This is a genomic window from Microbacterium sp. zg.Y909, from assembly GCF_024626565.1.
Genome location: NZ_JANJFJ010000018.1, coordinates 23,465 through 32,239, shown reverse-complemented (window position 1 = coordinate 32,239; position 8,775 = coordinate 23,465). Strand labels below are relative to the sequence as shown.

The window sequence follows — 8,775 nt, the reverse complement described above, 5'->3', positions numbered from 1 at the left end:
TCGGCGTCGCGGCTGCGCGCCCGGCTGGCGGCGCGGTTCGGTGTCAGCAGCGACGCGGTGCACGTGGCGGCCGGCAGCGTGTCGATCCTGCAGCAGCTGGCCCTCGCGACGGCAGGCGCCGGCGACGAGCTGATGTACGCCTGGCGCTCGTTCGAGGCCTACCCGGGTCTGGCCGCCGTCGCCGGCGCGACCGCGGTGGCGGTGCCGCTGGCCGCAGACGGCACCCATGACCTCGAGGAAATGGCCCGGCGCGTCACAGATCGCACTCGGATGATCCTCGTCTGCAGTCCCAACAACCCCACCGGGCCCATTGTCCGACAGGACGAGTTCGAGGCCTTCCTCTCCCGCGTGCCGGCAGACGTGCTCGTGGTGCTCGACGAGGCCTACGCCGAATTCGTCACGGACCCGGCGGCCGTCGATGGTGCGCGCGTGCTGGCGTCCGGGCACCAGAACGTGGTGGTGCTGCGCACCTTCTCGAAGGCGTACGGGCTCGCGGGGCTGCGCATCGGCTATGGCGTGGGCCACCCCCGCATCCTCGACGCCGCCCGCAGCACCGGCATTCCGCTGTCGGTCACCGCGCAGGCCGAGGAGGCGGCGCTGGCCAGCCTCGACGCCGAAGACGAGCTCATCGCCAGGGTCGCCGTGATCACCGCCCGTCGCGATCGCCTCGCGAGCGCGCTGCGGGCGGACGGATGGAACGTCCCCGACGCGCAGGGGAACTTCGTGTGGCTGCCGACGGGTGAGTACACGCTCGAGGTGGCGCCCCGCTTCGACGACGCGGGCCTCATCGTGCGTCCGTTCGCCGGTGACGGCGTGCGCATCTCGGTGGGCGAGGAGGAGTCGATGGCGGCCATCCACGAGGCCGCGGCATCCGCCCTGTCGCTGCTGCCCGAAGGGCACCCGGCACGCGCGGTGTGACGACGGGACTGTAGGTCGCGCACTGCGGATTCGGCGATCCGTTGTGGGATGTCCAGCGGGGCGGGCCTTGTGCCGCACGTTAGCGTAGGGGGATGATCCCGCCCGACGATCCCGCTCTCGTGCGCATCCTCGCGGCCGACGGGTCGTTCGCGCCGACGCCCGCGGCGGAGCCGTACCTCGAGCTCGTCGACGCCCTCGACGACGCCGATCTCGAGCGGTTCTACCGCGACATGGCGAACAGCCGCGCGTTCGACCGGCAGGCCACGCACCTGCAGCGCCAGGGCCAGCTCGCCCTGTGGCCGCCGTCGTTCGGTCAGGAGGCCGCCCAGGTCGGGTCGGCCCGCGCCGCCCGCACGCAGGACCACATCTTCCCCTCGTACCGTGAGCACGTCGTGTGCACGATCCGCGGGGTGGACCCGGTCGACATCATCCGCCTCATGCGGGGTCTCACGCACAGCGGCTGGGACCCGGCCGACCCGAAGAACGGCAACACCCGTCCGTACACGCTCGTCCTCGGCGCCCACACCCTGCATGCGACCGGCTACGGCATGGGGTTGGTGTTCGACGGGCGCACGGCGACCGGTGAGCCCGAGCGCGACGAAGCCGTGATCGTCTACTACGGCGACGGGGCGTCGAGCCAGGGCGACGTGCACGAGGCGATGGTGTTCGCCGCGAGCTACCGCGTTCCCCAGGTCTTCTTCCTGCAAAACAACCAGTGGGCGATCTCGGTCCCGGTGGCGACCCAGTCCCGTACGCCGCTGCACCTGCGGGCGGCCGGTTACATGCCGTCGATCCTCGTCGACGGCAACGACGTGCTGGCCAGCTACGCGGTCACGAAGCGGGCGCTGGACGAGGCGCGCGCCGGCGACGGTCCGCGCGCGATCGAGGCGATGACCTACCGCATGGGCGCGCACACGACCAGCGACGACCCGACCAAGTACCGCACCTCCGACGAGGAGCAGTCCTGGACGCTCCGCGACCCGCTGGTGCGCATGCGCGCGTTCCTGCAGGCGCGGGGAGCCGGCGACGCCTTCTTCGCCGACGTCGACGCCGAGGCGCAGGCCCTCGCCGACGACGTGCGCACCCGCACGAACGCCCTGGGCACCATTCCTGCCGAGTCGATGTTCGCGCACGTCTACAGCGACCCCCACCCGCTCGTGGCCGAGCAGCGGGGCTGGCTCGCCGACTACGAGGCATCCTTCGAGGAGGGCGCGTCATGACCGAGGCCGCAACGACCACCCGTCCTTCCGAGGTGACCGGCGCGCTGACGACCATGCCGCTCGGGCGCGCCCTCAACGCCGGCATGCGCGCCGCGCTCGCCGCCGACGACCACGTGCTGCTCATGGGCGAGGACATCGGCCGCCTCGGCGGGGTCTTCCGCGTGACCGAGGGACTGCAGGCGGAGTTCGGCGAGCAGCGCGTGCTCGACACTCCGCTGGCGGAGTCGGGCATCATCGGCACCGCGATCGGGCTGGCGATGGCGGGGTTCCGCCCCGTCGTCGAGATCCAGTTCGACGGCTTCGTCTTCCCCGGCTTCGACCAGATCACCACGCAGCTCGCCAAGCTCACCAACCGCTCCGAGGGTCGGCTGCAGATGCCGGTCGTCATCCGCATTCCCTACGGCGGGCACATCGGCGCCGTCGAGCACCACCAGGAGAGCCCCGAGGCCTACTTCACCCACACCGCGGGTCTGCGGGTGGTGTCGCCCTCGACGGCCAACGACGCCTACTGGATGATCCAGGATGCCATCGCCTCACCGGACCCGGTGGTCTTCCTCGAGCCGAAGGCGAAGTACTGGGCCAAGGGCGAGGTCGACACGTCGTCCCGCGCCGTGCCGCTGCACGCCTCACGGGTCGTCCGCCGCGGCACCGACGTCACGCTCGTCGGCCACGGCGCGATGGTGACGACGCTGCTGCAGGCCGCCGCGCTCGCCGAGGGCGAGGGCACCTCGTGCGAGGTGGTCGACCTGCGCTCGCTATCGCCCATCGACTACGGCCCCATCCTCGACTCGGTGCGACGCACCGGACGCATGGTCTACGCCCAGGAGGCGCCCGGCTTCACGTCGGTGGGGTCGGAGGTCGCCGCGACCGTCATGGAGCGCGCCTTCTACGCCCTCGAGGCGCCGGTGCTGCGGGTGTCGGGCTTCGACGTGCCGTTCCCGCCCGCGAAGCTCGAGGGTGTGTACCTCCCCGATGCCGACCGCATCCTCGAGGCCGTCGATCGCGTTCTCGCCCACTGAGGCCGCAGGGCCGCTGCGAAAGGACCACCCATGAGCACGCAGACCTTCGTCCTGCCCGACGTCGGTGAGGGACTCACCGAGGCAGAGGTCGTACAGTGGCGCGTCGCGGCGGGCGACGAGGTCGCCGTCAACGACGTGATCGTGGAGATCGAGACCGCCAAGTCGCTGGTCGAGCTGCCGTCGCCCTTCGCCGGCACGGTCGGCGAGCTGCTGGTGGGCGAGGGCGACACGGTGCCGGTGGGGGCGGCGATCATCACCATCGAGTCGAGCCGGGCCGCAGCGTCCGATGACGCCACGCCCGTGGTGGTCGGCCAGTCCGAGCACGGCGAGCAGGCGGCATCCGGCGACGACGGCGAGGGCGCGGTGCTGGTGGGCTACGGCACGGGCGGCGCGGTGGCGTCGCGACGGCGCCCGACGCGGGCGCCGAGCCCGCAGCAGCAGGTGCGCGCGTCGGTCGGGGTCATCGCCAAGCCCCCGATCCGCAAGCTCGCGCGGGACCTCGGTGTGGACCTCGCCGCGGTGACGCCCAGCGGCCCGGGCGGGCAGGTCACCCGCGACGACGTGGTGGCGCAGGCATCGCAGGCGAGCGTGTTCCGCAACATCCAGACGCCCGAACTGCCCGACGTCCGCGAAGAGACGATCCCGGTCGCCCCCGCGCCGGCCGTCGATGGGCGTGAGGAGACGATCCCAGTCAAGGGCGTGCGCAAGGCGACCGCCTCGGCGATGGTGCGCTCGGCGTCGTCGGCCCCGCACGTGTCGGTGTGGACCGACGTCGACGCGAGCCGCACGATGGAGCTGGTCAAGCGCCTCAAGGCATCCCCGGACTTCGCCGACGTCAAGGTGTCGCCGCTGCTGATCATGGCGCGGGCGGTCGTCTGGGCGGTGCGCCGCACGCCCATGGTCAACGCCGCGTGGGTCGACACCGAGGGCGGAGCCGAGATCCGGGTGCGCAACTACGTCAACCTCGGCATCGCCGCCGCCACACCGCGCGGCCTGCTCGTGCCGAACATCAAGGACGCGCAGGACCTCAGCATGCGCGAGCTCGCCCGGGCGCTGCAGCGCCTGACGCTCACCGCGCGCGAGGGCAAGAGCACGCCCGCCGACCAGCAGGGCGGCACCATCACGATCACCAACATCGGCGTCTTCGGCATGGACGCCGGCACCCCGACGATCAACCCCGGCGAGTCGGGCATCGTCGCGATGGGCGCCATCCGCCAGAAGCCGTGGGTCGTCGACGGCGAGGTGCGCCCCCGCTGGGTGACCACGGTCTCGGGGTCGTTCGATCACCGCGTGATCGACGGCGACGGCATGAGCCGGTTCATCGCCGACGTGGCATCCGTGCTCGAGGAGCCCGCGCTGCTGCTGGACTGAACCGCACGCGCGGCGTCCATTCGTGCAGGAGCGGCGATAGGGATGCCGCCGGGCTCAGGACGCGGTGTCGTCCGCGGGTGCCGCGGTGGCCTCGCTCCGCCTCGCCAGGGCCCGCACGAGAGCCGATTCGTCATCGGACGCTGCCTGCGCGGCCGAGACGTTCTCACGCTCGACGGCGGCGACGATCTCGGCGCGATTGATGCGCGTCTCGCGCGGCGCCTGGATGCCGATACGCACGCTGTCGCCCTTGACATCGAGGACCGTGACCTCGATGTCGTCGCCGATGAGCACCCGCTCGCCGATCCGCCTCGTCAACACCAGCATCCGTTCACCCTACTTCGGCTCAGGCGACGTTGATCGCGTGGGAGTCGTTCGCGGCGTCGCGCACGACGCCGACCGTGTCGATCGTGAAGCCCCCGGCGGTGGCCTCGCTGTACGACAGCACCGGCAGCCCGTCGGTCTGCGCCGACACGAGTCGGCGGACGGCCGGGCGCAGCGACGGCGCGCAGACGAGCACCGGTTCCGGCCCGGCACCGGCCGAGGCCACCGCGGCCCGCGTCGACTCGATGACCGCCTCGAGGCGGTGCGGGTCGAACGCGATCTGCACGCCGTCCTCGCCCGGGCGCAGCGCCTCGAGCATCGCCTGCTCCAGCAGCGGGTTGATCATGACGATGCGCAAGCGGCCGCTCTCGGCGAACCGAGCGGCCACCGCCGGACCCAGCGCCGCGCGCGCGGCTTCGATGAGGGCTTCGGGCTCGGTGGTCGTCTTCGCCCGCAGGGCGAGGGCCTCGTAGATGCGCACGAGGTCGTTGATGGCCACGCGCTCGGCGAGGAGCCCCTGCAGCACGCGCTGGATCTCGGCCAGCGACAGCAGTGCCGGGGTCAGCTCCTCGACCGCCGCCGGGCTCACCTGGCGCAGGGCATCGGTCAGCTGGCGGACGTCCTCGCGGCTGAGCAGTCTCGCCGCATGCGTCTGGATGACGCTGGAGAGATGGGTGATGATGACGCTCGCGCGGTCGATGACGGTCGCGCCGGCGAGCTCCGCGCTGTGGCGCATCTCCAGGGGGACCCACTTGCCGTCGATGCCGAACACCGGCTCGGCGAACGACACCCCCGGCAGCGCGTCGAGCCCCTGGCCGAGCGCGAGAAGGGATCCGCGGGGGGCCACGCCGGTGCCGACGTCGACGCCTGCGACGCGGATGACGTAGGTCGAGGCGGGCAGCTCGATGCTGTCGCGCGTACGCACCGGCGGCACCATCAGGCCGAGTTCTGCGGCGGTCTTGCGCCGCAGCGACTTCACACGGGCGAGAAGGTCGTCGGGGCCGCCCGTGACGAGGTCCACGATGTCGGGGGCGAGGAGGATCTCGAGCGAGTGCACGCGCATGCGCTCGATGAGGTCCTCGGTGGCGTCGGCGGCCGGGGGAGCGTCGGCGGAGGGAGCGTCCTCTTCGGCACGCCGGGCCGCGTTGGCCTTGACCCGCTGTGCCGCGAACAGCAGCAGCGCGGAGATCACCAGGAAGGGGATCATCGGCATCCCCGGGATGAACGACATCACGACGCCGGCGCCGCTGGCGATGAGCAGCGCGTTGCGGGACTGTCCCAGCTGCGCCCCCGCCTCGGTGCCCATCTCGGCCTCGGCGTTGGAGCGGGTCACGATCATGCCGGTCGCCACGGCCATGAGCAGCGCCGGGATCTGGGTCACCAGGCCGTCGCCGATGGTGAGGATGGCGTAGGTGTCGACCGCCTCGCCGATCTCCATGCCGTGCGTCGTCGCCCCGATGGCGATGCCGCCGACGAGGTTGATGACGATGATCACGAGGCCGGCGATCGCGTCGCCCTTGACGAACTTCGACGCGCCGTCCATCGCACCGTAGAAGTCCGCTTCTGCGGCGACCTCGGCACGGCGGCTGCGCGCCTCGGCGTCGGTGATGAGTCCGGCGTTGAGGTCGGCGTCGATGGCCATCTGCTTGCCCGGCATGGCGTCGAGGGTGAAGCGGGCGCCGACTTCGGCGACGCGCTCGGCACCCTTGGTCACCACCACGAACTGGATGACGATCAGGATGAGGAAGACCACGATGCCGATCACGAGCGACCCGCCGACGGCGATCGCGCCGAAGGCGTCGATCACCTGCCCCGCGTGCGCCTCACCGAGCACGAGCTTCGTCGAGGCGACGTTGAGCCCTAGCCGGAAGAGCGTCGCGACCAGCAGCAGCGAGGGGAAGACGGAGAAATCCAGCGGCTTCTTCACGAACATCGTCGTCAGCAGCACCAGCAGCGCGAACAGGATGTTCAGGATGATCAGCGCGTCGAGCAGGAACGGCGGGATGGGCACCACCAGCAGCATGATGATGCCCACAACGCCGATGGGGACGGCGGACATGCTCAGCATGTTCTTCATGTGTTCTTCCTCTGTGGGAGGGTGTGCACGCCGCGGGCGGAGCCGCGACGTCTGAGGGTGTCGACGAAGACCAGCACCTGGGCGACGGCGGTGTACAGATCGGCGGGGATCTCCTGCCCCAGCGCGCAGGCCCCGTGCAGGGCGCGGGCCAGCGGGATGTCGCGCACCAGGGGCACGCCGGCCTCGGTCGCCCGGTCGCGGATGCGCTCGGCGATGAGTCCGCTTCCCTTCGCCACGACCCGCGGAGCGGACCTGCCCGGTTCGTAGCGCAACGCGACGGCCACGTGTGTGGGGTTCACGAGCACGACGTCGGCGTCGCCCACCGCCGCGATCATGCGGTTGCGGCTGAGGGCGAGCTGGCGGGCGCGGCGCTGGCCGCGGATGAGGGGATCGCCCTCGCTGCGCTTGTGCTCGTCCCGCGCCTCTTTCTTGGTCATGCGGGTGTGCTTCTGGTTGCGGCGTCTGACGACGAGCACGTCGAGCATGGCCAGGGCGATCCCCACCGCGACGGCCGTGATCAGCAGCGAGGCGATGCCGGAGGATGCCACCTCGAGCAGGTGCGCGATCGAATGCGCGCCGCTCGCGGTGAGCACCGGGACGAGGCCCGCGATGATCGCGTAGAGCGACAGTCCGATCGCGGCGGTCTTCAGGAGCGACTTGACACCCTCCCAGAGGGCCTGCACCCCGAAGATGCGCTTCACGCCGTTGAGCACGTTGAACTGCTCGAAGCGGGCGGGGATGCCGCGCAGGTGCACGCCTCCCTGGGCGACGGCGCCGATGAGCGTCACGACGGCGACGGCGCCGAGGAGCGGGACGAGGACCGACCCGATGGACCCGAAGGCGGACTGCATCGCCGCGACCGCAGCCTGCGGGTCGGGATTGTGGATGACCGAGGCGATCGCGACGAACTGCTCGCCGCCGGCGTCGGCGGCCGCGCCGATCGCGGTCGCCATCATCGCCCCCGCGGCGGCGATGCCCAGCCAGGCGGTGAAGTCCTGGCTGCGGGTGAGCTTGCCCTTGCGCCGCGCTTCGCGCAGCCGCCGATCGGTGGCCTTCTCGGTGCGCTCGCCGGAGTCGCCGCCGCCGCTCATCGCGTGCCCCCCGTCAAGAGGCCCAGGGCGTCCTCGGCGAGGGCGCCGACGATGGTGGGCAGGGCCAGGACGACGCTGCCGGCCAGCAGGAACGTGAGGAGGATCTTCACCGGGAAGCCCATGGCGAAGGCGTTGAGTGCGGGGGCGACGCGGGTGATGAGCCCCAGTCCGACATCCGCGAGGAAGAGCACGAGCAGGAGGGGGCCGGCGATCTGCACGGCGGAGAGCATCATCTGCGAGACGGTGTCGATGATGAGCTCGGCGGGACGGCTGAGATCCAGCATCCCGTTGACCGGCACGGCGGCGAAGCTGCGGACGAGCCCGGCGAGGATGAGCTGGTAGCCGTTCGAGGCGAACAGCAGGGCCAGCGCGGTGATCTGGAAGAGGCGGGTGAACTGCGCTCCGTTGACCTGCATCTGCGGGTCGAACGCCTGCGCGAGCTGGAAGCCGCCGAAGACGTCGATGAGGCTGCCGGCGGACTGCACCGCCGAGAAGCAGACCAGCACCAGCAGGCCCAGGAGCGCCCCGATGACCACCTGGATGACGAGCGCCGCGAGGAAGCCCGCCGTGTCGAGCACTTCGTACGGTGCGGCCACGGTGCCGCTGACGACCACTGCGATCCCCACTCCGAGCATGGCCTTGATGCGGGCGGGGAAGGCGCCGTAGGAGAAGGGCGGGGCGATGAAGAGGAACGCCGTCGTGCGCACCGCCGCGAGGCCGGTGGCCTCGAGCCAGGCGTAGTCGATGGGGATGAACAC

At 71.4% G+C, this 8,775-nt stretch carries 8 protein-coding genes; 4 read left to right on the top strand and 4 right to left on the bottom strand.

Going from position 1 to position 8,775, the window contains the following annotated elements; genetic code table 11:
- From NQ160_RS03255 to NQ160_RS03240, 4 genes are all read left to right on the top strand, one after another.
- Positions 1–918, top strand: a 918-nt coding sequence (locus NQ160_RS03255; protein ID WP_257513809.1) for a histidinol-phosphate transaminase, incomplete at its 5' end; no start/stop codon positions are given.
- 92 nt (positions 919–1,010) lie between these two features.
- Complete coding sequence (locus NQ160_RS03250; protein WP_257513808.1) at positions 1,011–2,138, top strand: thiamine pyrophosphate-dependent enzyme; 1,128 nt, start codon at positions 1,011–1,013, stop codon at positions 2,136–2,138.
- Entirely contained in the window at positions 2,135–3,157 is a 1,023-nt protein-coding gene (locus NQ160_RS03245; protein ID WP_257513807.1) for an alpha-ketoacid dehydrogenase subunit beta, read from the top strand. Before NQ160_RS03250 ends, NQ160_RS03245 begins: the two co-directional genes overlap by 4 nt.
- Positions 3,158–3,187: 30 nt before the next feature.
- A complete protein-coding gene (locus NQ160_RS03240) occupies positions 3,188–4,528 on the top strand; it encodes a dihydrolipoamide acetyltransferase family protein (protein WP_257513806.1) in 1,341 nt (446 codons plus the stop codon).
- 54 nt (positions 4,529–4,582) lie between these two features.
- Here NQ160_RS03240 and csrA read toward each other — a convergent pair whose 3' ends face one another.
- The 4 genes from csrA to NQ160_RS03220 are packed head-to-tail and all read right to left on the bottom strand — an operon-like array spanning position 4,583 to position 8,775.
- Positions 4,583–4,852 carry a carbon storage regulator CsrA gene (gene csrA / locus NQ160_RS03235; protein WP_257513805.1) on the bottom strand — a complete coding sequence of 90 codons (270 nt, stop codon included), beginning with the start codon at positions 4,850–4,852 and terminating at the stop codon, positions 4,583–4,585.
- A gap of 19 nt (positions 4,853–4,871) precedes the next feature.
- Entirely contained in the window at positions 4,872–6,926 is a 2,055-nt protein-coding gene (locus NQ160_RS03230; protein WP_257513804.1) for a flagellar biosynthesis protein FlhA, read from the bottom strand.
- Complete coding sequence (locus NQ160_RS03225) at positions 6,923–8,017, bottom strand: EscU/YscU/HrcU family type III secretion system export apparatus switch protein (RefSeq protein ID WP_257513803.1); 1,095 nt, start codon at positions 8,015–8,017, stop codon at positions 6,923–6,925. The genes NQ160_RS03230 and NQ160_RS03225 overlap by 4 nt, the downstream gene beginning before the upstream one ends.
- Entirely contained in the window at positions 8,014–8,775 is a 762-nt protein-coding gene (locus NQ160_RS03220; RefSeq protein ID WP_257513802.1) for a flagellar biosynthetic protein FliR, read from the bottom strand. The genes NQ160_RS03225 and NQ160_RS03220 overlap by 4 nt, the downstream gene beginning before the upstream one ends.

Bases quoted from the DNA above. Each gene is read 5' to 3' on its own strand.
- NQ160_RS03250 (WP_257513808.1), top strand. From the start codon at position 1,011: ATGATCCCGCCCGACGATCCCGCTCTCGTGCGCATCCTCGCGGCCGAC.
- NQ160_RS03245 (WP_257513807.1), top strand. From the start codon at position 2,135: ATGACCGAGGCCGCAACGACCACCCGTCCTTCCGAGGTGACCGGCGCG.
- NQ160_RS03240 (WP_257513806.1), top strand. From the start codon at position 3,188: ATGAGCACGCAGACCTTCGTCCTGCCCGACGTCGGTGAGGGACTCACC.
- csrA (WP_257513805.1), bottom strand. From the start codon at position 4,852: ATGCTGGTGTTGACGAGGCGGATCGGCGAGCGGGTGCTCATCGGCGAC.
- NQ160_RS03230 (WP_257513804.1), bottom strand. From the start codon at position 6,926: ATGAAGAACATGCTGAGCATGTCCGCCGTCCCCATCGGCGTTGTGGGC.
- NQ160_RS03225 (WP_257513803.1), bottom strand. From the start codon at position 8,017: ATGAGCGGCGGCGGCGACTCCGGCGAGCGCACCGAGAAGGCCACCGAT.